The organism is Bradyrhizobium sp. 22 (genome assembly GCF_000482425.1).
Classification (GTDB): Bacteria; Pseudomonadota; Alphaproteobacteria; order Rhizobiales; family Xanthobacteraceae; genus Bradyrhizobium; species Bradyrhizobium japonicum_B.
On sequence record NZ_KI519401.1, the window covers coordinates 242674 to 265739 of the forward strand.

General features: G+C 58.6%; 21 protein-coding genes and 3 pseudogenes. 5 read left to right on the top strand and 19 right to left on the bottom strand.

Annotated elements, in window-relative coordinates; all coding sequences use genetic code 11:
• Positions 1 to 208 precede the first annotated feature (208 nt).
• From K410_RS0135545 to K410_RS0135570, 5 genes and pseudogenes are all read right to left on the bottom strand, one after another.
• A pseudogene (locus K410_RS0135545) lies at positions 209 to 1128 on the bottom strand (nucleotidyl transferase AbiEii/AbiGii toxin family protein).
• The gene (locus tag K410_RS0135550; protein WP_024343426.1) at positions 1115 to 1870 is read right to left on the bottom strand and encodes a type IV toxin-antitoxin system AbiEi family antitoxin; all 756 of its coding nucleotides are present in this window, start codon (positions 1868 to 1870) and stop codon (positions 1115 to 1117) included. The pseudogene K410_RS0135545 and the gene K410_RS0135550 overlap by 14 nt, the downstream one beginning before the upstream one ends.
• Before the next feature lie 356 nt (positions 1871 to 2226).
• Positions 2227 to 3255 carry an IS110 family RNA-guided transposase gene (locus K410_RS0135560; protein ID WP_024343425.1) on the bottom strand — a complete coding sequence of 343 codons (1029 nt, stop codon included), beginning with the start codon at positions 3253 to 3255 and terminating at the stop codon, positions 2227 to 2229.
• 126 nt (positions 3256 to 3381) lie between these two features.
• Positions 3382 to 5067 (bottom strand): integrase catalytic domain-containing protein, encoded by a 1686-nt coding sequence (locus K410_RS40765; RefSeq protein ID WP_028139145.1) that lies wholly within the window; start codon positions 5065 to 5067, stop codon positions 3382 to 3384.
• A gap of 110 nt (positions 5068 to 5177) precedes the next feature.
• Entirely contained in the window at positions 5178 to 6734 is a 1557-nt protein-coding gene (locus K410_RS0135570) for an ISL3 family transposase (RefSeq protein WP_024343510.1), read from the bottom strand.
• Positions 6735 to 6867: 133 nt separating this feature from the next.
• On the opposite strand from K410_RS0135570, the pseudogene istA reads away from it, so the two are divergent.
• Positions 6868 to 7867: pseudogene (istA, locus tag K410_RS0135575) on the top strand (IS21 family transposase); the annotation flags it as partial.
• Positions 7868 to 7948: 81 nt separating this feature from the next.
• Here the strand turns inward: istA and K410_RS0135580 are convergent.
• The 5 genes and pseudogenes from K410_RS0135580 to K410_RS0135590 all read right to left on the bottom strand — a co-directional run bounded on the left by K410_RS0135580 (position 7949) and on the right by K410_RS0135590 (position 10740).
• Positions 7949 to 8836, bottom strand: a complete 888-nt coding sequence (locus tag K410_RS0135580) for an acyl-CoA dehydrogenase family protein (RefSeq protein WP_210163731.1) — start codon at positions 8834 to 8836, stop codon at positions 7949 to 7951.
• 12 nt (positions 8837 to 8848) lie between these two features.
• Positions 8849 to 9106, bottom strand: a complete 258-nt coding sequence (locus tag K410_RS40865; protein ID WP_210163730.1) for an acyl-CoA dehydrogenase family protein — start codon at positions 9104 to 9106, stop codon at positions 8849 to 8851.
• A gap of 58 nt (positions 9107 to 9164) precedes the next feature.
• Positions 9165 to 9629, bottom strand: coding sequence for a MaoC/PaaZ C-terminal domain-containing protein (locus tag K410_RS0135585; protein ID WP_024343108.1), 465 nt, complete (start codon positions 9627 to 9629; stop codon positions 9165 to 9167).
• Between the two features lie 12 nt (positions 9630 to 9641).
• Positions 9642 to 10000: pseudogene (locus K410_RS41615) on the bottom strand (thiolase family protein).
• On the bottom strand, positions 9931 to 10740 hold the full coding sequence (locus tag K410_RS0135590; RefSeq protein WP_210164253.1) for a thiolase family protein: 810 nt from the start codon (positions 10738 to 10740) through the stop codon (positions 9931 to 9933). The pseudogene K410_RS41615 and the gene K410_RS0135590 overlap by 70 nt, the downstream one beginning before the upstream one ends.
• Positions 10741 to 10811: 71 nt before the next feature.
• On the opposite strand from K410_RS0135590, the gene K410_RS41620 reads away from it, so the two are divergent.
• Genes K410_RS41620 through K410_RS40165 form a run of 4 tightly spaced genes read left to right on the top strand, consistent with a single transcriptional unit; the run spans position 10812 to position 12611 of the window.
• Positions 10812 to 11561, top strand: a complete 750-nt coding sequence (locus K410_RS41620; protein WP_433994164.1) for a hypothetical protein — start codon at positions 10812 to 10814, stop codon at positions 11559 to 11561.
• The gene (locus tag K410_RS41625) at positions 11504 to 11740 is read left to right on the top strand and encodes a Zn-ribbon domain-containing OB-fold protein (protein WP_433994224.1); all 237 of its coding nucleotides are present in this window, start codon (positions 11504 to 11506) and stop codon (positions 11738 to 11740) included. The genes K410_RS41620 and K410_RS41625 overlap by 58 nt, the downstream gene beginning before the upstream one ends.
• Before the next feature lie 5 nt (positions 11741 to 11745).
• Positions 11746 to 12207, top strand: a complete 462-nt coding sequence (locus K410_RS39085) for an FAS1-like dehydratase domain-containing protein (RefSeq protein ID WP_155248782.1) — start codon at positions 11746 to 11748, stop codon at positions 12205 to 12207.
• The gene (locus K410_RS40165) at positions 12171 to 12611 is read left to right on the top strand and encodes an HTD2 family dehydratase (protein WP_491018466.1); all 441 of its coding nucleotides are present in this window, start codon (positions 12171 to 12173) and stop codon (positions 12609 to 12611) included. Before K410_RS39085 ends, K410_RS40165 begins: the two co-directional genes overlap by 37 nt.
• A gap of 52 nt (positions 12612 to 12663) precedes the next feature.
• Here K410_RS40165 and K410_RS0135605 read toward each other — a convergent pair whose 3' ends face one another.
• The 9 genes from K410_RS0135605 to K410_RS0135645 all read right to left on the bottom strand — a co-directional run bounded on the left by K410_RS0135605 (position 12664) and on the right by K410_RS0135645 (position 23033).
• Positions 12664 to 13941 (bottom strand): acyl-CoA dehydrogenase family protein, encoded by a 1278-nt coding sequence (locus K410_RS0135605; RefSeq protein WP_049820504.1) that lies wholly within the window; start codon positions 13939 to 13941, stop codon positions 12664 to 12666.
• Between the two features lie 50 nt (positions 13942 to 13991).
• Entirely contained in the window at positions 13992 to 14774 is a 783-nt protein-coding gene (locus tag K410_RS0135610) for an enoyl-CoA hydratase/isomerase family protein (protein WP_028139149.1), read from the bottom strand.
• A 116-nt stretch (positions 14775 to 14890) separates the two neighbouring features.
• Positions 14891 to 16141, bottom strand: a complete 1251-nt coding sequence (locus K410_RS0135615; protein WP_024343105.1) for an ABC transporter substrate-binding protein — start codon at positions 16139 to 16141, stop codon at positions 14891 to 14893.
• A gap of 102 nt (positions 16142 to 16243) precedes the next feature.
• Entirely contained in the window at positions 16244 to 17491 is a 1248-nt protein-coding gene (locus tag K410_RS0135620) for an ABC transporter substrate-binding protein (protein ID WP_245265978.1), read from the bottom strand.
• Positions 17492 to 17532: 41 nt separating this feature from the next.
• Entirely contained in the window at positions 17533 to 18351 is an 819-nt protein-coding gene (locus K410_RS0135625; protein WP_029674699.1) for an ABC transporter ATP-binding protein, read from the bottom strand.
• Positions 18352 to 18359: 8 nt separating this feature from the next.
• Positions 18360 to 19433 carry a branched-chain amino acid ABC transporter permease gene (locus K410_RS0135630; RefSeq protein WP_024343102.1) on the bottom strand — a complete coding sequence of 358 codons (1074 nt, stop codon included), beginning with the start codon at positions 19431 to 19433 and terminating at the stop codon, positions 18360 to 18362.
• Positions 19434 to 19436: 3 nt separating this feature from the next.
• Entirely contained in the window at positions 19437 to 20324 is an 888-nt protein-coding gene (locus tag K410_RS0135635) for a branched-chain amino acid ABC transporter permease (RefSeq protein WP_024343101.1), read from the bottom strand.
• Positions 20324 to 22249: an AMP-dependent synthetase/ligase gene (locus K410_RS0135640; protein WP_210164254.1), complete on the bottom strand. Its 1926-nt coding sequence runs from the start codon at positions 22247 to 22249 to the stop codon at positions 20324 to 20326. The genes K410_RS0135635 and K410_RS0135640 overlap by 1 nt, the downstream gene beginning before the upstream one ends.
• The gene (locus tag K410_RS0135645; protein ID WP_028139151.1) at positions 22239 to 23033 is read right to left on the bottom strand and encodes an ABC transporter ATP-binding protein; all 795 of its coding nucleotides are present in this window, start codon (positions 23031 to 23033) and stop codon (positions 22239 to 22241) included. The genes K410_RS0135640 and K410_RS0135645 overlap by 11 nt, the downstream gene beginning before the upstream one ends.
• Positions 23034 to 23066: the final 33 nt, after the last annotated feature.

The window sequence follows — 23066 nt, forward strand, 5'->3', positions numbered from 1 at the left end:
AGAATCGCAATTACCGAATCGAGCGTCCAATTAAATAAATGAATCGATCCGCGCCAACGATTCAGAAAATTTATGCAGGCAACGAGACAGTCGAGGTCAGGCTAGGGATAGGCGGCTGAGCTAAAGCCCGCAAGCTGGCGCACTCCCTGGAGATGTCGTCTGAACAAGTCGGCCCGCGCGCGCTCGACGGAGATCCCCTCGTCCGACCTCAGGCATTGCGCAAGACTTCCTCGAGTTGCGCGACGAGCTTCGCCCGTTGCGCGGAAGGAAGTTTGTCCAGATTGATCTGCTTCCAGCGCACCGCCGGCAGGTCCGCCGCGCCAGGGACGCCCAGCAGGCTCCAATCCGGCTCGCCGCGCTTGAATCTCATGAGGAAATCCTTGTGCGCTTGTGGCATTTTTCCGGCGATTTCGGCGATTAGCGTCTCCCGAGCTTCGAGCAACTCGTCCAAGGTTACTTCGTCGGCGGTCATGCCCTCGAAGCCGTGCGTGAATTCGTGCTGGATGTCCTTGCGACGAGGAACCACGACCTCGGAAATCGGCCTGTCATGGCTGATGAGGTAGACGATGAACGCCTTGCGGAGATCGTCTGTGATGCCTTCGTTGGCGAGCAGATCGCGGACATCGAAGAGGTCACGCGGATGCTGCCGGTCGAGCGCCGCGACGAGCTTGCCGGCGTATAGATCGGCGAACGAACGACTTTCATCTGTACGAAGCCGAACGTTTCTTCGACGCTCGGCGAGACGTCGCGCAGCTCTGGCTCGAAGACGCTGCCCCTGATCACCGGCGTGACCTCAATCTTGATCTGCGCATCACCTTTCTGGACGGTAAGCTTGGTGACGATCTTTTCACGGGCGTTGACGACTTCCGTCACCCGTGAGCCCGGCAATCCTTTCCTGATGGCCGCTGCCATGCGCTTCATCGCCGCATCGATCGCAGCAAGAGATTCGGGGCGCGGAGCCACCGGCAGATAGGTCAGGTCGATATCGACTGATAAGCGTGGCATATCGCGGTGGAAGAGATTGATGGCGGTGCCGCCCTTGAGCGCAAAATCGGGCTCCGACGCGACGAACGGGATCGTCTCGATCAACAAGACCACTTGATGCCGGTACTTTTCAGACAGGGGCATTGAGGTCGTCTGGGATGGTTATGAGGTATTTGGTGTCGAGTTTGCCGCCCTTGACGAGCATGCGCTTTCCCGTGCCGAGATTGACTTTCGACGTGTCGATCTGTTTGAGCCAGGCGTGTTGATGTCGCTCTGCGAACCAGAAGAACAGTCGTTTGACCTTGATGCTTTTGCAGTCGTTCAGAAGCGTTTGCAGCCGCCGGGGACTTAGGCTCCTCAATCCTTCCGCCAATGCATCGACTTGGTGGAAGCTTTCGTGGCGGGGCAATTCGTCGAGCAGTTCGAGGAACGCACGTTCGGGAGTCGATACCATGAGAGGCCAGTCGGATGGTCCCGGTATTTCCCGTGTCGTCCCCGACTTTGATCCGGGCGTGCTCCCGTGCGTTTTGAATAGACTTTGCGTGCGGTGAACACGGAATTTCTGTTTGAGCGGAAGTTTGCCGAGCCAGCCGGGAGCAGGCAGCGTTCCGTATAGATGTACGGTCGAAGGACCGGTTTGGCTCAGGTAGTGACTGAAGCCTTGCGCTTCGATGGCGGTACGTCCGCCGACGACGAGGTCGGAGCCGAGCAGCCGCTGGAGTGACACGACGACGCCCTGCCAGGAGAGTTCGCCGAGCGGACGCTTGAAGGTTCCCCGCGCCGGCTGAACCAGCCAGCCGGCCGATACGTATTGGCTGCGCAGGCTGGTGGAATATCCATGTCGTTCCATCCAGGCGGCATCGACCAGAAGTCCCTTGCGAGGCATGTCATTCGGCCCTTTAATTGCGGATTGTTGTCAATCACCTTTTGAACTTTCCGACGGCACGACGGTAGCGCTCGCGCTGTCGGAGCTGGTCAGGGTTGCGGAGACGGCGCGAGCGCGGCTGATGCGTACTTTGCCGGCCAAGCATTGGATCGCCCTGGCTGGTTATGTCTTCACTGGGGTCACGGTCCTTTCCGAGGTCGCGCAGCGCCTCATGATGATGTCCGGGTCGGACGCCTCAACGTTTGCAGCGGAGTACGGTCGAGCCGCCACCAGCCGAATGAACGAGGTCGCCTCAACACCGTCCCAGCGGGACATCGCCAGTCCGGCAGACCGGACCAGGAACTTGCGAGCAAATATCAGACTGGCTGCGGCTGCCCCCAGTCGAAGGATGTGCCATCGACCCAGATGCAGTGAAGGATGACTGCGATCTTTCGGGCGACGGCGACCTTTGCCTTCCTCATGCCGATCCGCTTGGCGAGCTTCATGCCCCAGGCCTTAAGGGAAGACCACTTCTTTGTCCGATAGAGAAGTACGGTGGCGGCCTCAAACAAGTAGGTTCGGAGAAGCCGGTCGCCCCATCGAGATATCTTGCCGTTGATGTCAGTTTCGCCAGATTGGTTGCGCCGAGGTGTAAGGCCGAGGTAGGCACCGACTGTCAACGCCGATCGGAAGCGCAATGGGTCATCGATTGTATGGCGGAAAGTCAAGGCGGTCACCACGCCGACACCGGGAACGGTCATTAGGCGGCGCGTCGTCTCGTCCGCCTTCGCCAACTGGCGAACTTCGTCGTCGAACTTGTTCTGCTGATGACAGATATGCTCATGGATCAACAGGAGCGGCGAGATCACGCTAAGGAGTGGATGATTATCGCCCAATAGCTCGCTGACCAGGTTGCGGAACTGCTGGCCGATTGCGCGCGGGAACAGCAAGCCGTATTCTTTGATCAAGCTCCGGACCTGGTTCTCGATGTCTCGGCGCATGGACACAAGCCGGGATCTCGCGACGAGTATCGCGCGGATCTTCTGACTTTCCTTGCTCTTGACCTTGACTTCTCGATACCAACCAACCCGCACCAGTTCGGCCAGACCTCGAGCATCATTCTGATCGCTCTTGTTCATGCGTACGGACAAAGCCGCGTGGGCATGCCGCGCGTCGATGCAAACCACTGGGAGATCGACCCTACGAAGTTCATGCCATAGCCAGCTCGCCATCGCCCCGGTCTCAAATCCGATGCGCTCCGCTTGTGGCGCCCGCTTGCGAAGCAATGCCGCGAGCGCCCCGGGGTCGGACTTTGCCTTTCCTTCGAACAAGATCTGACCCACTTCGTCGACTACACATACTGATGTTTCTTTTTGCGAGACATCCAGCCCAACATATTGCTTCATGGCCCCCTCCGATTCGTGAGATTGCGGGAAGGCTTGAAGATAGCGGACCTTTTGAGCCGCGGGCGCCGACCGCAATTACGACATCGTCTGCAATATTGACCCCCCGTATTGCCGCATCTACGAATGTTACCCTGATGGTGCCATTGCCGATGGCGATCCGATGTCGATTGATTGACCGCGCCAAATGGGCTTTCCGGCTTGCTCGACGAGAGGGGCTGTGGGCGGGTCGGGCCCTTCATAGCCCGAGCCGTCCACAACCCCGGGCAATGGGGCAGCGGTCGTGGCGTCGTCGAGCGGGCCCTGGGCGACCAACCGTTCGGCAGCCCTCCGTCTGAGCGCCCTCAGCAGACGTTGCACAATCGAATGCTGTCTCTTTCCGAACTCCTCGGGATATTTCTCGCGCAGCCGACCGACAATTGCGAGCGCCGTCAGCTGCGGCTGCTCTGCGAGCCAGGCTTCAATCGCAGCAATATGCGGATCGAGCTTGGACGGCATGCGAACTCTGGTCTTATAGGGCCGACGAGTTCGCCGGTGCGTGGCACGCGGCTCGCCGACCGTCGCGGTCTTGCCGAGCGTCTTCGCGAACGACGCCGCGGTCGCTGGCAGGGTGCTAGTGTGAGCGGGTTGCAGGCCGCGCGCCTGTCCGGCACGACGATCGACGCGATTGCCTAGTTCCTCTTGGGTTGCGCGAATCTCCGCCAACAGCGCGACCGGATCGAGCGAGCGATACTGATCGCGCAGCCGTTTCTTCACGGCCGCGGTCACCTTGGGATGCGCCAAGGCACGCTCATAGGGCGTCGATGGGAGATGATAGCGCTTGATCACTTTAGCCCCTTCGCGACGCTTCTCCTTCAGCTTGAACGACGGCTGGAAGAAGTTGACGTAGAGCCGTGCCGCCGCGTAGAGGCGGCCCATCATACGCGCCGTCTCGACGCCATCGAAGCGGCCATAGCCCATGAGGCGGCGGACGACAGCACCATTCTTCTGCTCGACGAACGCTTGATCGTTCTTCTTGTACGCGCGCGAGCGTGTGACTTCGAGTTTCTGTTCGCGACACCATGGCACGACGACATCGTTCATGAAGGCGCTGTCGTTGTCGAAGTCCACGCCGCGCAACAGCCAGGGGAACAGGCTCTGTGCGCGGTTGATCGCCTCGACGACCAGCGAACCTTCCCGCGTCAGCAATGGCAGGCACTCCGTCCAGCCGGTGGCAACATCGACCATGGTCAAGGTCTGGATGAACGAGCCAGCCACCGACGTGCCGCCATGGGCGACCATGTCGACCTCGCAGAAGCCGGGCACCGGGCTGTTCCAGTCATTGAACGTGCGGATGGGGACCTCGCGCCGGATTGCCGAATAGAATCCGGCACGGCGCCGCCTGCCGCCGCTCGCCGCGATCTTCACATCGACGAGCAGGCGATCGATGGTGGCGGCGCTGATAGCCAGGACACGATCACGGTCCGACTGGCTAAGCTGCAATCGGCCATGTTGCTCAAGGGCAGGTAGCAAGGTCGGGATCATCACCTTGAGCCGCTTGCCGCACACCCGATCCGACGCCTCCCACAGCGCCGTCAGCGCGTCCTTGATCGTCGCGCCATATCTGCGTCTTCGCTTTCTTTTTGCCTCGACCTCGCCCGGTCCAACCGTCTCGCGTCGCCGGAGCGCGCGCACCGCATGCTTGCGATGCCAGCCCGTCGTCGCGCACAGCTCGTCGAGAATCCGCCCCTTCTCCGCTCGTTTGGCCGACCGGTAGCGCTCCGTTACCGCCGATACCACCTCGCGCCGCGCGCCCATGCTGATCTTTCCCGCCATAGACGCCACCGAACCAATTCGATGGCACCGACCCAATCATCGGCGAGAAGTTGTCCAGTAACATTCTGGATGAGGCAATGCGCTCTGACGCAATTTTGGTGCAGCTCCGATTATTCTGCGCCGATTAGTCTCGCTTGAAGCAGATCGATCTTGCCGCGGCCGTACATCTGGCGTTTGACGAGCTTGAGGCGCGTGATCTGACCTTCAGTCTGGCCGTTAGACCAGGGCAAAGTGATTGCTGCTCGGACTGCCGCTTCGTCCCTGGCGACGCCGCTGGCGAACGAGGCGACGAGACTAGCGCGGGCGCGCTCGATCCACGTCATGAGACCCACCTCGATCTTGCGGCGGATCATCATGTGGAATTCGGCAATGATCTCGCGTGCCTCGACCAAGGTTGGCACGCCCGCTTCGATCGCCACGACCGTGACGGTCTCCGCTTTCGTGAGGGAGTCCCGCCCGATTGTCATGAGGCGCGCGATCGTCCTGGCCGACGGGATCCTCTGCAAGTTTTGTGTGTCGGCCCTCTCCGCTCGTCGTCTGCGGGTGGCCCACTCGCTGATGACGCGGAGCGAGCCTCGGAAGCCACGCCCTGTTAAGCGGCGCCACAGTTCAGCTCCATTGCGGCAGCCGGACGCCCACTGCTCGTCCAGCCAAGGCAAGTGCAGATCCAACGAACTTTGCCGGGTTCGGAAGACGTCGTGACGTTCGCCGCGGACCACCTGTCGTACCAGCTTCCTGCTGTGGCCGGTCTGACGCACAATCTGCTTGATAGGTATGCCGTTCTTCGACAATGCTAAGATGGCCGCGTTAGTCTCCTCGCGGCGCAGATAGCCCTCATACTGAAGGCGTTCGGCGGCCGTGAGCAGCTTGGGGTTGATTGTGGTGGCGCCGATGACGGTGCGTATCTGGCGCATCGATTTGCGTACGGCGTCGAGGAAAGCCCGACTGGCGTTCTCCATCAGATGCCAACGATCGGCGACCTGTACTGCATGCGGTAGAGCCTTGGCTGCCGCTTCGCCATATCCGCCGCCACGATCACGGGCGACGATTGCGATCGTGGGATGAGCAGAGAGCCACGCTTGGGCAGTTGCCGGTTCACGATCCGGCAGCAGGGTGACCACCCGGCGCCTTTCCAGGTTGCAGATGATGCTGGCGTATCGGTGATTGCGCCGCCAGGCCCAATCATCAATGCCGATAACCTTGAGCGGGTCAGTTGGAGGACGGCTACGGCGCCGAACTACCCGAAGAAGCGTATCTTTGCTCACCGGCAGCATCAGCCGCTTTGCAAAGCCTGCTGCCGGTCGACCGCCAAGCGCCAGGCCGAGGTGATGGACGATGGAGTCCAGCCTTGCCGTACGTCGCGCCGATGGCGCCAGTACGCCTTCAGCGAAGCGTTCGGTGAAGATTTGGCGCCCGCATAGAACCGCGTCACAGCGAAAGCGGCGGGCGATTACCAAGAGCTGGACGATCCGCCCCGAGAGCGGCAGATCGGTCACGCGGCGTCGATAGCGGCTATGGACACGTCGGGAAACCGTTCCGCAAGATGGACACAGGCCGACGCTTCCGGACGCCCCAACCACAACAATGGCCTTATCACCCTCGTAGTAAGCACTCTCTACAACAAATCCACGCGGCACCAAACTGGAGCGGTGGAGTGCCTGCTGCATGGCGCGATTCTCCTCCTATCAAAGCGCCAGTCGTCCCTCAAACTGCATCAAAAGTGAGTCAGAGCCCAAAAATTGACCCCCTACAGGTTGGTCTGTTGCGCTGCCTGCTTCGTAACAAAGCAGGTGGTGGAGGATGCTGGTCGTGGAGACGATTGCGCGGATTCGGCGCGAGCACTTCATCAAGGGCAAGACGATCAAGGAGATCGCCCGTGACCTGAAGGTGTCACGGAACACGGTCCCGAAGGTTCTGAGGTCGGGAGAGACCTCCTTCGAGTACGAGCGGCAGGTGCAGCCGCGGCCAAAGCTCGGACGATGGGCTTGACGGATTGCTCGCGGCGAACGCGGCTAAATCGGCTCGTGAACAGCTGACGTTGATCCGGATCTTCGAAGAGCTGCGCGGCCGCGGCTACGACGGCGGTTACGATGCGGTGCGGCGTTACGCCAGGCGGTGGAGCAAAGAACGCGGGCAATCGACGGCGGCCGCTTATCTCCCGCTAAGCTTTGCCCCAGGCGAAGCCTACCAGTTCGACTGGAGCCACGAGGTCGTCCTGCTGAGCGGCACCACGGTGATGGTGAAGGCCGTCCATGTCCGGCTCTGTCACAGCCGCATGCTGTTCGTGCGGGCCTATCCGCGGGAGACGCAGGAGATGGTGTTCGACGCCCACGACCGGGCGTTCGCCCTGTTCAAAGGCACCTGCACCCGCGGCATCTACGACAACATGAAGACCGCCGTAGAGACGATCTTCGTCGGTAAAGGGCGTCTCTACAATCGCCGCCTCCTGCAGATGTGCAGCCACTATCTGGTCGATCCGGTCGCCTGCACGCCAGCGTCGGGCTGGGAGAAGGGGCAGGTCGAGAACCAGGTCGGGCTGGTCAGGGAACGCTTCTTCACGCCCCGGCTGCGGTTCAAAAACCTCGACGAGTTAAACGCCTGGCTGCTCGACAAGTGCATCGCTTACGCCAAGGCTCATCGCCATCCGGAGCTGGTCGATCAGACGATCTGGGAAGTGTTCGAAGCCGAACGCCCCAAACTCGTTCCCTATGCCGGCCGCTTCGACGGCTTCCATGCGGTAACGGCATCGGTCTCGAAGACCTGCCTGGTGCGCTTCGACAACAACAAGTACTCGCGTGCCTTTCCGAGGCCCAGCCCAACAGCTCCGGCTCCGATCACAAACGAACGACGCGATACAGTTCCCATGACCCTCCTCCCCCTTTCAGATCATTGATTTGGCAATAACGTTGCGAAGAATTTCGCTGGTGCCGCCGCCGATGATGCCGATTCGCGAATCGCGGAAATACATCTGCATCTCCGAACTCATCATCAGGCCAGCGCCGCCCATCACCTGAATACCCATATCGGCACAGCGTGAATTGCCCTCGGTCGCATAGATCTTGGTGATTGCCGCGGCCGTACCGGGAGCGATGCCCTTGTCCATCAGCGACGCCAGCCGATACGTCATCACACGAGAAATCTCGGCGCCGATACGCATGTCGGCGAGCTTGTGACTGATCGCCTGATATTCGGTGATCGGCTTGCCGAACTGGACGCGCTGCCGCGCAAATTCCAGCGCCGTGTCGATAATACGGTGCGAGTTACCGCTGGCCGCCGCCGAGAGGCAGAGCCGCTCGACGTTGAGGCCGCGCATGATGTTCTGCCAGCCGTTATTCAATCCGCCGAGAATGCGCGCCGCCGGCACTGTCACCTGATCGAAGAACACCTCATTGGTATGGATCATCTTTCGGCCGAGGCCACGCAGCGGGCGAATGGTCACCCCTTTTGCCTTGGCATCGACGAGAAAACTCGTGATGCCACGGTGCCGTTGGTCGGGCGCGGTCTTGGTTGCGACCACGAGGTGGTCCGCGACGTGTGCGCACGTGATGTAAACCTTCTGACCATCGATCACATAGTCATCACCGTCGGCAACGGCACGCGTTCGAATGGCGCTTGCATCGGAGCCGGTGTCCGGTTCCGTCAAACAGAAGGCGAGCCGCAAATCTCCTGAAATCAATTTCGGCAGCAACGCGGCCTTCAGGCTCTCACTGGCGCCGAACCTGAGCTGCATTCCGCCATAGACAACCGTGGTTAGATAGGCGGAGGCCATCTGGGCGTTGTGTTAGGCAATCGCTTCGATCAGAACAGCCAGATCCATGTAGCTGCCATTGGCGCCGCCATAAGCCTCGTCATGCGGCAATCCGAGCCAGCCGGCTTTGGCGAGCGCCGCATAGGCATCGAACGGAAATTCGCTCGCATCATCCAACTCGGCTACTTTAGTCGCGGGTAAGGTCTCGCGAAGCAGGTGCAACACGCTGTCACGCATCCGCACCTGATCCTCGCTGAGATCGAACTCAGCGTTGTTCTGAAAAGAGGTCATCAACAAATCCCTGAGTTGCGTTTACAGACGCATGGAACGCCTTATCGATGATGGACGCCTACGCCGGCCTACGGCGATAGAGCAGCGTGGCCTGCATCTCCTGAACCACCTTGCCATCGTGACGCACGCACTCACGTTTGAAAGTGACGACGCCACGATCCGGCTTGCTGCTTTCCTTTTTATCGACGACCTTGGAGCGCAAGCGAATGGTGTCGCCGTGCTTGACGGCGTCGAGCAAACGCCACTTGTCGATTTGCAACAACGCCAGCAGCGTGCCGTCGTTGATACCACTCGCGTATTGCAAGCCGCCCATGATCGCGTAGACCAGCGGACCGTGCGCGATCGACTCGCCGAACTGCGTCGTCTTGCAGTATTCGAAATTGGTGTGGACCTCGTTGAAATCGCCGGACAGACAGGCAAAATTGATGATGTCGGCCTGCGTGACGGTACGCGCCGGGCTTTCGAACTCTTGGCCCACTTCGAAATCGTCGAAATAGCGGCCGCGCGGTTTTTGATTGCTCATTGTCTTCTCTCGTCAGTTGGGTTGGTTGCCAAGAATGAGTGTGCAGTGGGATGACAGAATGCCACCCTCGTTGTGGACCAGAGCGAGTTCGGCACCCTCGACCTGGCGCGGGCCAAGCCCGCCACGAAGTTGCCGGACGCCTTCCACGATGCCGAACAAGCCGCCCGCAGCGCCTGCATGAGCGTGCGACAGCATTCCGCCATGGGTGTTGATCGGCAGCTTTCCGCCGATCGAGGCTCGGCCGTCGGCAAAGAAGCGCCGCCCTCGCCCGGCTCGCAGAACCCGCGCTCTTCCAGCTCGATCAGCGGGACGATGGAGAAGCAGTCGTAGAGTTGCGCGACGTCGATGTCGGACGGCTTGACGCCAGCCATCTCGTAGGCGCGCTTGCCGGATTCCTTTGCGCCAATTCCGTCAGGCTTGGCGCGCACATGATGTGTTCGTGCGTGTGATGTTCTCCGATGCCCAGCAGATAGGCCGGCTTGGATTTGAGATCCTTGGCGCGCTCGGCCGACGTCACGATGAACGCGCCGCCTGCATCCGAGATCAGGCAGCAATCCAGCATCCCAAACGGATCGGCGATCGGCTTCGCCGACAGCACATCCTGCAAGGTGATCGGCGTCTTCATATGCGCATTGGGATGCAGCAGCGCGTGCCGACGGGTATTCACAGCGATATGCGCGAGGTGCTCGCGGGTCGTGCCATACACATGCATATGCCGTTGCGCGATCATGGCGTAGAAGCCGGGGATCGATCCGCCATAGGGCTGCTCGAAGTACGGATGGCCCACCGCCAGCAACGCCGACACGGCGGAATCACGCGATTGACCCGTCGCCCTGTTCTCCCCGGCGCAGACCAGGATGGTGTCCGCGCTGCCGGCCAGGATCGCTTCCGTAGCGTGCTTCAGCATCACAGCGGGTGATCCGCCGCCGACGATGACCGACGCATTGTACCGCGGCTTGAGGCCAAGATATTCACACAACACCGATCCGAGCATGAAGTACGGTTCGGTGAAGGAGTACGCGGTCAGAACCCCGTCGATGTCCGACACCTTGAGACCGGCATCGTCGAGCGCGCGCTTGGCGGCCTGCGCGTTCAATCCGAGACCGGTCATGTTGGGGACCTTGCCGATGTCGGATTCGCCGACACCGACGATCGCGACCCTGCCTGAAGCTGACTTGTTCATTGCTTATCCTCTTTCTCGCGCAGCACGATCAGCGCATCGACAGCGGTTGCGCTGACGGCCGACAGTTTCACGGGGTTGATATCCAGCTCGGCGACGTGGTCTTGCAGATCGAAGCCGAAGCGCTGGAGATGATCCAGTCGCTGCGCGGCGGCAGGCTGCTGTCCGGCTATCGCAACGCGGCTCTCGCGAATGTGGATGCCCTCGCGCAGGCCGTGTGCCGTGCGTCCGAACAGCGTTCGCGTCAGCGACAGGATGCCGGCCTTGGCAGCGGCGGCATGCGCCGCGCCCGGCTATCCCGACAGCGCCTGCATGGTAATGTTGTTGATGATGCAGCCGCCGCCACTCGACGCATCGAGATGTTCATAGGCGGCGCGGCAACCGTGGAACGTGCCATTGAGATCGATATCAACGACCGTCTTCCATGCGTTCGAAGACATCGCGGCCGTTGGGCAGAAAAAATTTCCCGCCGCATTGTTCACCAGAATGTCCAGCGATCCGAACCGATGGACCACCGCGCGCACCGCCTCGGAAACCTGTTCGTAGTTTCGAACGTCGGCCTGGACGCCCATGACATTGTCAAACCCGCGCTCCTTCAGCGCGGAGGCCGCTTCGGCCGGTATGCGATGCGTGCCATTCTTTCGAAACCCGGTGGGTCGAAGCATCGGGGCAAGGTACAATTCACAGCTGGACGATCACGCATCATCCGTTTCACGACGGTTACAGGTCCGATCTGCCCTACACGCTGGTGACGGTCGATCTGGAGGAAGGTGTACGCATGCTGGCGCGGCTACATGCCCCTGCGGACACACGGCTCGATATCGGCATGTCCGTCCGCCTCGTCTTTGAGAAAGCGAAACCTGGCCTCACTCTGCCTGGATTCGTTCTGGCAGCCCCCGCGACCGACATGTCCGTACCCAGCTCGGGATAACGATGATGGCTGCCGAAATCGACATTGACGGCTTGCGCAAACACATAGGCACCAAGATCGTGGAAGAAGACGAAGCTACGCGAGCGCCCCTCTTCGGTCTAGTCGCGGCATTCGATCGAGACGATGCGGTACCTACCAAGGGTGAAGCGATTCCGCCCGGATGGCACCTCGCCTATTTCAATTCATTCGCGCGCAGGGCGACGCTGGGCGAGGATGGCCTGCCAACTTCGGGAGGCGTCATTCCCGATGTGCCGTTTCCGCGACGCATGTACGCGGGGACAAGTCTGACGTTTCATCATCCGCTCCTCGTGGGAGACGCCCTCAAACGTGAGACGGAGCTGACGGACATGACGTTGCGTTCCGGCAGTACGGCCCACTCATCTTTGCCACACAAACGCGACGCATATTCTCGCCATGCGGCCTCGCGATCGTGGAGGAGAGTTTCACCGTGTTTCGCGACGCCGTAAAGCCGGGTGAGAAAAGCGGGATACCGAAACGAGACACGCCGCCCGCCGATCTACCTTGGACGCGGCAGATCACAACGGATCCGGTATCGCTCTTCCGCTATTCTGCTGTGACCTTCAATCCGCATCGTATTCACTACGATCGGACTTACGCGATGACCGTGGAGGGCTACCCCGGGCTGGTGGTGCACGGCCCTTATTCGCAGCAATGTCTCATTGATCTCGTCCGGGACAACAATGCGAGCAGGACTATCGCCTCGTTTACGCAACGCGCACGCGCACCCTTGTTCGATACTGCGCCGTTCAACGTCGCCGGACGTCCGGTCAACGGCGGCGCCGGCGCCGAGCTGTGGGCAATGACGTCGGGCGGGACCATCGCCATGGAGGTGCAACTTCGGTTCACCTGACCGTTTGGCCGCGGGAAGCGACGGCAGACACATCGTCAACTTCCGCCCGGGCTTAGAGATCGACGTCACCTGACAGTAATCGCTGGGCAATCATTCGCGTCGGGATTTCATTCGTGCCGTCGGCAATGTTGACGATTCTCAGGTCTTGCCAGGCGTGAACAAGACCGATTTCGTTCGTCAATCCCATGCCGCCGTGTGTCTGAATTGCACGATCCACGGCGCGAAATCCGGCTTGTACCGAATAGGCCTTTGCCATCGAAAGCTCCTTCGGCGCTTTATCGCCGCGGTCGAGGAGCATCGCTGCATTCAATCCCATCAGGTGCGCAGCGTGCAATTCCGTAGCTGCTTCGGCTATCGGAAACGAGACGGCTTGATACTCCGCGATCTTTGAACCGAAGGCCTCACGTTGCTTCGAATAGTCGATGGCCATTTCCAGCGCCCATCTTCCCTGTCCGACAGCTCGGGCGGCGTTGTAGACCCGACCCAGCGAGACTCCATATAGTGCGATCTTGAATCCCTGGTCGAGCTCGCCGACCAATTGCCAAGGGTGTACCTCTACCTCCTCAAGCACAAGAGCGCCCTCGTGCCCGCCAACGTGACCAAACAAGCGCACGACGCTCTCAACATGAAATCCTCGTGCATCGGTTGGAACGAGAAATGCGCTGATGCCTCCAGCCTTTCGCACAGCTTTCTCGACGTCGGTGACGGCGAAAACAATGCACCATTCCGCAGTGGGAGCGTTGGTTGTCCAGAGCTTGCGGCCAGAGATTTTCCAGCCTGTTCCGGTCTTGTCAGCCCGCGTCTTGATCATGCTGGCGTCTGAGCCGGCCCCCGGCTCGGAAAGACCAAAGCACATCGATGTCTTCCCGGCCATCATGCCCGCCAAGCATCTCTCGCGGGCTACCTCTGTGACCTGGGTGAGCAGTCGGCTGGGCCCGAAAGCCCAGTGTGCAATGACCCAGGGAATAATGACGCCCTGCCCCCCGAGCCGGCGATATATCGCCTCCCAGGCCACGTAGTAGACAAGGTGCCCCAGCCCACCTCCCCCGATTTCCGCCGGTGCGCACATCGCATAGAAGCCGGCTTCGGCCGAAAGCATCCTAACTTGTTGGATCAACGTGCGTACTTCGGCGCTGTATCGACCATATTCGTCGTACAGCCGTCGCTGATCTTCGAGAAGCGTGCGATTCCCATCGATCAGCGGCACGACCTGCGAATCGACAAAACGCAGAACGCCATCGCGCACTTCAACGACGTACTCGGGAAGTTCAAACGCAACACTGCCCACTGCGATCGCCCCGCTAGTTTCTAAATAGGCAACGCTCGTCACGGAACCTTGCGTTCTGATCTCCCGACAGAGCCGCTAGATCACGCGCACCCTTACCTGCCCTGCCAGACCGGTTTGCGCTTTTCGGCAAACGCTCTGGGACCTTCGATTGCGTCTTGGCTGGCATAGACAACTTCGTGAAGGCGTTTACCCTCTACCAGTCCCTCGCGGCATCCGAGGTCCATCGTCGAGCGAACACTGGCTTTGGCAGCAATGACAGACAATGGCGCACCGTTGGCAATGCGCATAGCCAAATCCTTGGCACGAGAGCGCACAGCGTGTGGTGTATCTTCAAGATAATTAGTGAAACCGTAATCGTGCAGCCGTTCAATTGGCATGAGATCGCCCGTCAGAACGATCTCCATAAGGATTGCCTGAGGTAGCATATAGAGGGCCGGAGCGGCCCAGGGCGAGCCACGACCGATCTTTACCTCCGTGATGCCGGCCTTAGTCCCTTTGAGACCGACGCGCAGATCGCACATCAGCGACAGCATCATTCCGCCCGCCATCAGCGAGCCGGTCATCGCGGCAATGATTGGCTTGGAGCACGTGCGCATGCGCTCGTGGAAAGGATCGCGCATTTTGGACAGGATATCGATCTGTTCGTTGCGAGCGATCTCGGCCGCCTCCTTGAGGTCAAGCCCCGCGCTGAAGACGCCACAGTCGGCAGAGGTTAGAATTACCGCCCGGATCTTGCTGTCCGCTTCGATCCGGTCCCAGGCATCGGCCAGTCCATTAGCCGCCGCCACAGATAGCGCGTTCTTGCGGTCAGGACGATTGATAAGAACGGTAGCAATATCTTCTTCGACGCTGACTTCGATTGGACTATCGATCATGGAGTTCACTGGCTTTCGCGCTGAAGGTTGGCAGTCGGCGGCGGATGCATTATCCACCGCCCCCGGGCGGTTGCACCCGCCGACACGTAGGATTTGAGCCAACGGGATCGCCGGAACTATTCGGCCTTAAATCCGGATGAACTCGTTTTCACGATCTGCCAGATGAGGTCCTGATAGTCCGCCAGCCAGCCGGTCTGCGGCACCCACTTCTGACCGTCCCACATTTCGATTCTTGTCTTGCCTCCGCCACCATGATCTTGAGCAGTGACGGTCAAAGGGGCAAGAAGGCCATTGGCATCGAAATCCTTGAGGCTCTCATAGCCAACTTTCATCGATGCGGCGGTCACTGGCCAACCGGCTTGTTTCACCGCATTTCGTGCGGCTTGAAAGGCAACCGAGTAGTTGGCGAGACCCAAGTTGTAATACACATCTTTCAGGTTTTTTTCGGGGCCACTTCCCTTACCCTTTGCGTAAAGCTCAGCCATTATTTCCTTAATGATGGGAATATCCTGGCCGCCGACCACGTTTGTGCCACGCTTGATGCCCTTGGCAACATCGGGACCAATATTGGCAATATCCACCTCGTTAAGCCAGTTGACCGAAATGTACTTTTCGATCGGATAGCCGTTGCGCTTCATTTCTTTGGCCGCGACGACATGTCCTCCGGCCAGGAGCCAGCTGATCATGAAATCAGGCCGGTCGCGCCTTACCTGCGTCCAAGCGCTCGTCTGATCGCTGCCGGGCAACGGCACCGGGTAGAGCTTCAACTCGAAGCCTTCGCGTTCAGCGAGTGTCTTCAAGACACCGATCGGCTCCTGACCGAAGGGATAGTCGAGATAGATAAATCCGATCTTGGCCCCCTTCAAATCGCCGCTGCGCTGTTGTTTGATGTAGGCGATATCGTTGGCGGCTTGCCCCCAATAAGTCGCACCCACGGGGAAGATTTGCGTGAACACCGAGCCGTCAACGGCATCACCGCGTCCGACCGATGACTGCATCAAAATGTTCTTATCCTTCATGATCCGCGGTAGGACAGCTATCGACACCGGTGTCGACAGCATGTCGAATACGAACACGCCGTCACGTTTAAGCCTTTCGTAGCATTCAATGCCGCGTTGGGGCTCGTTGCCGTGGTCCTGAACCACGATCTCTACCTTGTGCCCTTCGATACCACCCTTAATATTCGTCAGGGCGGCAAGGTCTTGCGCAGCTTGCGCCACCTGTGGCGAGACGAACGTGTAGGATTTGCTTAGATCGAAGCACAAGCCGAACTTCAGGGTTCCTTCCTGAGCCAAAGCGTCTGTCCAGCCTGCGGCACTGAGAGCGGCAGCGACCGCCAAGCCCTTTGTCACCTTCCCGATTAACATTCTACCTCCCAATCTGTTGGTCGAATTTCAGTACGCCTTCTGCTGTCCTCGGCCTTTAAGAGCGCTGCTGAACGGAGTTGGCGTTCGTCATGTCTTCAAGTGCTAGTTGTGATAGTTGGAAGAACTTTTCCTTACCACTTCCCAGATGATATCTGTGTAGGCGGCGATCCATTCTGTTTGGGGTATCCATTTTTCTCCATCCCACATCTCGATGCGGGTCTTCCCACCACCGCCGTGATCGCTTGATGTCACAGTTACCGGCGCCATAAGTCCACCGGCATCGTAACTTGCGATATTTTGGAGACCCTCGCGCATTGTGGCGGAGGAAATTGGAGTGCCATGCAACTTGGCAGCTTGGCGAGCGCCTTCAAGGACCATCGAGTACATCGCTAGTCCGGTGTTGTAGTATACATCTTTGAGATTCTTCTCTGGCCCGCTGCCCTTACCCTTCTTGTAAAGCTCAGCAATAATCTCTTGAATCACTGGAATATCCTGACCGCCCGCGACGTTGGTGCCACGCTTCAATCCTTTTGCAGCCTCAGCGCCGATATTGGCAATGTCAACTTCGTTCAACCAATTAACCGAGATGTACTTATCCATTGGGATACCATTGCGCTTCATCTCCTTGGATGCCACGACATGCGCTCCCGCTAGCAGCCAGCTAATGATGTGATCTGGCTGGTCACGGCGCACTTGGGTCCAGACACTCGTCTGATCTTTGCCAGGGAGCGGCACCGGATAGAGCTTCAATTCAAATCCTTCCACCTTGGCGAGCGTCTGTAAAATTGGAATCGGCTCCTGTCCGAACGGATAGTCGAGATAGACAAAGCCGATTTTTACCCCGCGCAGGTTGCCAGCGTGCACCTGCTTTAAGTAGGCAACATTATTGGCAACCTGTCCCCAATAAGTAGGACCCAGCGGAAAAACCCACCCGAATACGCCGCCATCGACAGCGTCTCCGCGGCCAACTAGTGCTTGGATGAGGATGTTCTTGTCCTGCATAACTCGCGGCAACATGGCGATTGAAACGGGAGTCGACAGCGTGTCAAAGATGAACACGCCTTCCCGCTTAAGTTTCTCGTAGCATTCGATGCCGCGTTGCGGCTCATTGCCGTGGTCTTGCACGATGACTTCGATCGGAGCGCCCCCGATCCCACCCTTGAGATTGGTTAGCGCGACCAGATCCTGTGCCGCCTGCGATACCTGAGGCGTGGCGAACGTGTAGGCCTTGCTTAGGTCGTAGCAGACGCCGAGCTTCAGCGGTTGTGCGGCGCCGGCAGGCGGAGCTACCGAAAGCGCCACAATGCCAGCGATTGCCGCAGCCACTGAGTATTTGAAAAATCCCATCATGAGTCTCCTCCGTTCACAACTGACACATTGGGGCGTTCTGATCAGCTGAGCCAGCGCTTGCGTCTGCGATAGTGCTTGATGTCGTGGAAACTCTTGGCTTGACTGCCCCCGAGGTAAAACTCCTGAATATCGGAGTTTGCTTTCAGCCTCTCTGCCGTGTCGTGCATGACGACACGTCCATTCTCGATCAGATAGCCACGCGAGACGATATCGAGAGCTGCGAGCGCATTTTGCTCGACAAGCAGGACGGATAGGCCATGATCGCGATTGATCCGTTTGATGATCTCGAAAATCTCGGCGACCAGAAACGGAGCCAGACCCAGACTTGGCTCGTCCAGCATGAGCAAGCGCGGCTGCGTCATTAAGGCCCGTCCGATTGCGAGCATCTGCTGTTCACCGCCCGAAAGATATCCGGCAAGCGAAGATTTTCGCTCAGCTAGACGCGGAAAGTAGTCGTAAATGCGCGCCTTCTCCGATGCGACCCGCGTTCTCGACAATGACATCGGAGCGGCAGCCTCGAGGTTCTCATCTGGCGTAAGATGCTCGAAAACTCGGCGCCCCTCGATCACGTGGCAAATCCCCAGTCCGACACGCTGCTGAGGCGGATTGTCGCCGATCACTCTACCGTCAAAGCGGATCTCGCCCCGGCTTACCTTTCCGCGTTCTGCGCTCAGAAGGCCGCTTATGGCTTTCAATGTGGTACTCTTCCCAGCTCCATTGGATCCGAGGAGCGCGACCATTCCGCCGTAGGGCACCTCAATCGACACGCCCTTGATGGCGAGCATGACCGAATTGTAAAGCACCTCCACGCTGTTCATCGACAGGATTGGGCCATCTTGTTGAATGTCGTTTGGTTTCATGCCGATTTCTATTTCTTGAACTGGTCGAAGGGCCAGACCAGGAAATAGTCCCTGATATTCGCATAAAGCTTCCCGAGTCCCAAAGGCTCAACCAGCAGGAAAATGATGATCAAAGCGCCGTAGACGGTGGTAGGGATATGAGCAAGGGTTTCATTTCCGAGTGGAAGCCCAAGGAAAGACGTCAAATTCGCAATTATCTCATTGGCGATTCCCGGCATGAGGAGGATCAATGCCACTCCAAAATACGTACCGATGATGCTGCCGAGCCCGCCGACGATGATCATGGCAAGCACCTGAATTGAAACATTGACCGAGAATTGCTCGGGCGCAGCAAGGAAAAAGAACGTAGCAACAAGCAGGGCGCCACCAATCCCACCGATGAACGAGCACATCGAAAACGCGATTAGCTTGTAGTAGAAGCTGTTCACGCCGAGAATTGCAGCCGCATAATCCTTCTCGCGCACGGCAACCAGGGCACGTCCCAAGGCGGTTCGCTGCAGGTTCATCATGAAAACGGTCACCAACGCGCACCATCCCAGCGCCACGTAGTATAACCCTCTGCCTGAAGCGATTTCCTGCCCAAGAAGCGCAAAACGAGGGGATTGAAGCGAGGCATGTGAGCCGCCAGATATCGCTGGTGAGTGATTCAGTACCCAATCCATGACGAACTGCATCGCAAGTGTCACGATCGCGAGATAAAGCCCTTTCACCCGCAGGGCCGCGAACGCAAACAGGCTTCCTATCAGGGATGCGGCGAGGCCGCCGATCAGAAGAGCAAATTCCCAGGGTATGCCGAACCTGGCTGCGTGGACGGCCGCATAGGCGCCCACCGCCATCGTCGCAGCGTATCCCAGATGCAGCTGCCCCGCCCAGCCTGTCGCCAAATTGAGACCGAGCGCCAGCGCCGTCCAGATCAGCCAAGGCTGAACGTAGCTGTTTAGATACAACGAACTCAACAGGAACGGCGCAGCGATAGCAGCGACGGTAAGGACGATAAGCAGGTTCCGGTCCGTTGGCACCGGAAATAGCTTGCTGTCCGATACATAGCTCTGATGACGAACGCCCGCGAGAGGATAAAACATGCGTCATACTCTTTCGATGTCATGGCGTCCGAAGAGTCCGTGTGGACGCAACATGACGGTGAAGATCAGCACGGCAGCGACGATTAGGTCACGACTACCTCCTCCAACCACCAAATCGAGGTAGGAGGCGCCCACGTTCTCGATGACCCCAAGGACAATTCCGGCGAGGATCGCACCAACTATGCTGTCAAGCCCACCCAGGACGGCGACAGTCAGTCCTTTTAACAGGAGTTGCGAAAGCGATTGGTCGACGCCCTGGATCTCTCCCCAAATCACGGCTGACGCAACGGCGACCACCGAAGCCATACCCCATGACAACGCTACGCCGTGTTCAACGGAGATTCCGATCGACCAAGAAGCGACGTAGTCGTCCGAGATTGCGCGTAACCGGATTCCACGGCGCGTTCGGAAGAACAGGAGGAATGCTACAAAAAGTGCGATCGCGACGCAGGCCCCGGCCAGATTGATGCGGCTCAGCAGCAACGGTCCAAGAAACAAAGGATCGTAGCTGACGCCGAGCTCCATCGAACGGGAGGTACCGCCCCACACTGCCAAAGTCGAACCTCGTATGAAGATGTCGAGGCCGAGCGTCATCATCAGGATCATGACAATCGGACGCCCCGCCATTCGCCGCAACGTCACCTTCTCCACACCAAAGCCGGCCAAAAACATGATGATCGTTGTCACAGCGATTCCCAGCCACAATGGGAAACCCAACTGCCGGGACAAGGCCAGCACCACGTATGCGGCCAGCATCGTCAATGCGCCTTGGGCAAGATTGGGAACGGACGATGATTTGTAGATCAACACTAGTCCAAGTGCGAAAAGCGAATAGAGCAGTCCGGTCAATGCGCCATTTACAGCTAACTCGCTGACATATGCGATGTCCATTAGACCTCCCGAATTACCAGCGTGCGCTCAACCAACCCGACCTCACCGCTCTCGTACGTCACCGCAGCTTTGACGTGGATTTCTTTCGATCCATCATAAAGTGCGTCGATAGCCGATGCGTATCGTTCTTCAACAACAGAGCGGCGAAGCTTGCGGGTGCGTGTTATCTCTCCATCGTCCGGGTCGAATTCCTTGTGAAGGCTGACGAACCGATGCAGCTTCAGTGATTCTGGAAGCGCTTTATTGACCCGATGAAACGCGTCGCCAAGTAGTCCGGCAATTTCGTTCCGTTGCGACAGGTCAGCGTAGGAGACATAGGGCACCGCGTTGGTCTCTGCCCAATGCCCGGCGGCCTCCAGATCGATACAAACAATAGCCGTTAGTTCGTCCCGACCGGCTCCGAAAACGGCTGCGTCTTTTATGTATGGGCTGAACTTCAGCCGATTCTCGATGTAGTTGGGGACGTAACGCTCACCTTCCTTGGTATGGACGACCTCTGACACACGCCCCAGCACGACAAGGTGACCATCGTCTTCCAAATATCCGGCATCGCCGGTGTGCAGCCAACCGTCCTTGAGCGTTTCCGCGGTTGCCAGGGGATTGTTGTAGTACCCCCGAAACACGCTTTCTGCCTTCAGCAGTATTTCACCCCCGTCCGTGACCTTGACCTGAACGCCGGGAAGCGGTCGCCCTACGGTGTGTAGCTTGACCTCATCGGGCATCTGGATAGCGTTGAAGGCCGCATTCTCGGTCTGGCCATAGAGCTGCCGCAACTTGATCCCCAGCGCGCGGTAGAAAACAAAGGTGTCCTCCCCAATGGCCTCGCCGCCCGTGAACGCGCTTTTTAGTCTGCTAAGACCGTAGAGGTCTTTTATCGGTCCGAAGACGATGCGTTCGCCGAGCAACCGGCCCAGCCATTCCAGATGGCTACCCTCTTGACCGTCGAGCTTTCGCCTTTCCGAAGCAATCGCTCTGTCCGTGAAAAAGTGGTAGAGCCATTTCTTTAACGGAGTGGAGTTTTCGATTCCGACCTGAATAGAGGTCAGCAAATTGTCCCAGCTGCGCGGGGCAGCAAGATAAAGGCTGGGCGCAATCTCGCGCATGTCACGCAAGACCGTCTCCTGCCTTTCCGGTACATTGACGGTGAAACGAAAAGCGATTCCGGCAGCCACGGTCAGGGCAAAATCTCCGACCCATGCCATCGGCAAGTAAGCGAGAACCTCTTCACCATAATTGAATGCCCCGCCAGAATATGCATTGCGAACTGCGGCGATGACATTTCTGTGGCTGAGCACGACCCCCTTTGGTTTACCGGTCGTGCCTGACGAATGCAGGAATATTGCCGGATCATCCGGCGCCGCGCGATTGACGATGCGGTCCCGCAGTTGCGGATCGGCCTTAAGGTTCGTCTCGCCTTTATCGTTAAGTTCCTCCCACGACAGGAGCCCCGACGCGTCATAGGTATTAAGGCCTCTCTTATCCTCGTAGACGATATATTCGATCGTACTGCCGGCCTCCCGCAAATCGAGAAATTTGTCGACCTGCTCCTGGTCTTCGGCGAGCGCCGCCACAACCTTCACTTCACCGACGAAGTGGCGCAATTCGTCCAGCGTCGTCCCAGGGTAGGCTGGCATCGCGTATGCTCCCAGCATCGACGATGCAATCACGCCCGCGTAAAGGCGCGCGCGATTATCGCCAAGAATCATGACTGCATTGCCCGGTCGAACTCCGAGAGCGTCAAGGCCCGCAGCGCAAACCAGCACCTCATTGAAATATTCTGACCACGTCATCTCCTTCCAGATGCCGCGATCTTTTTCCCGCATCGCGATTTTGTTGCCATGCTGGGCGGCATTGTGGACTAGTAGGCGCGGCAGGGTATCGTCTGCAGCGCATGTAGGCATGCTCATCACTTTTTCATGCCGCATGACCGACACCAATATAGGCTTCAATGACCCGCTGATCCTTGACAACCTCCCTGGGCTTGCCCGTTGCGATCATTTCTCCGTAGTTCAATGCCAGCACGCGATCACATATGCCGGTAATCACATCCATACTGTGTTCGATCAACAAAACGCTCACGCCGCGTTCCGCGCGCGCATCGAGAATGAACCTTGCCATATACTCCTTCTCCTCCTGGTTCATTCCAGCCATCGGTTCATCGAGGATCAGAAGGCGCGGTTCCGCCACCAACGCGCGTGCAAGCTCGACACGCTTCTTCATTCCGATCGGAATGCCGTCGACGAGTTCGTGACGGACACTTTCGAGTTGCAAGAACTCGATCACTTCCTCCACGATTTCGCGGCTTCGCATTTCGTCGCGACGCGCCAACCACCAGTATAGCGCCGTACGAATGACGCCCGGGCGCATGTGAATATGTCGTCCAAGCAGAATATTGTCGAGCACACTCATGCCATTGAAGAGCGCCAGATTCTGAAACGTGCGGGCAACGCCTAAACTCGCCACCTTGTGAGGTGCTGTGCCAGTAATGTCCTTGCCGTCGAGTTTGATTGTTCCCTTGTTAGGCGGATAAAAGCCGGTTATGGCGTTTGTCAGCGTAGTTTTGCCGCTACCATTTGGGCCGACGAGCCCAAAGATTTCGCCGCGGTACACACTCAGATCGACACCGGTCACGGCAACAAGGCCGCCGAAGCGTCGTTCAATGCCAGTGCATTGCAGTACCGGTTCCGCTTGGTGAAACGATTTCGGCACACAATCTTCTGTCATACCAGCTCGCTTCGCATT

Bases quoted from the DNA above. Each gene is read 5' to 3' on its own strand.
- K410_RS0135585 (WP_024343108.1), bottom strand. From the start codon at position 9,629: ATGAGCAATCAAAAACCGCGCGGCCGCTATTTCGACGATTTCGAAGTG.
- K410_RS0135560 (WP_024343425.1), bottom strand. From the start codon at position 3,255: ATGAAGCAATATGTTGGGCTGGATGTCTCGCAAAAAGAAACATCAGTA.
- K410_RS0135590 (WP_210164253.1), bottom strand. From the start codon at position 10,740: ATGACCGGTCTCGGATTGAACGCGCAGGCCGCCAAGCGCGCGCTCGAC.
- K410_RS0135615 (WP_024343105.1), bottom strand. From the start codon at position 16,141: ATGTTAATCGGGAAGGTGACAAAGGGCTTGGCGGTCGCTGCCGCTCTC.
- K410_RS40865 (WP_210163730.1), bottom strand. From the start codon at position 9,106: ATGACCTCTTTTCAGAACAACGCTGAGTTCGATCTCAGCGAGGATCAG.
- K410_RS0135630 (WP_024343102.1), bottom strand. From the start codon at position 19,433: ATGTTTTATCCTCTCGCGGGCGTTCGTCATCAGAGCTATGTATCGGAC.
- K410_RS0135625 (WP_029674699.1), bottom strand. From the start codon at position 18,351: ATGAAACCAAACGACATTCAACAAGATGGCCCAATCCTGTCGATGAAC.
- K410_RS0135580 (WP_210163731.1), bottom strand. From the start codon at position 8,836: ATGGCCTCCGCCTATCTAACCACGGTTGTCTATGGCGGAATGCAGCTC.
- K410_RS0135610 (WP_028139149.1), bottom strand. From the start codon at position 14,774: ATGATCGATAGTCCAATCGAAGTCAGCGTCGAAGAAGATATTGCTACC.
- K410_RS40765 (WP_028139145.1), bottom strand. From the start codon at position 5,067: ATGGCGGGAAAGATCAGCATGGGCGCGCGGCGCGAGGTGGTATCGGCG.
- K410_RS0135640 (WP_210164254.1), bottom strand. From the start codon at position 22,249: ATGCGGCATGAAAAAGTGATGAGCATGCCTACATGCGCTGCAGACGAT.
- K410_RS0135570 (WP_024343510.1), bottom strand. From the start codon at position 6,734: ATGCAGCAGGCACTCCACCGCTCCAGTTTGGTGCCGCGTGGATTTGTT.
- K410_RS39085 (WP_155248782.1), top strand. From the start codon at position 11,746: ATGGCTGCCGAAATCGACATTGACGGCTTGCGCAAACACATAGGCACC.
- K410_RS0135550 (WP_024343426.1), bottom strand. From the start codon at position 1,870: ATGCCTCGCAAGGGACTTCTGGTCGATGCCGCCTGGATGGAACGACAT.
- K410_RS0135620 (WP_245265978.1), bottom strand. From the start codon at position 17,491: ATGATGGGATTTTTCAAATACTCAGTGGCTGCGGCAATCGCTGGCATT.
- K410_RS0135635 (WP_024343101.1), bottom strand. From the start codon at position 20,324: ATGGACATCGCATATGTCAGCGAGTTAGCTGTAAATGGCGCATTGACC.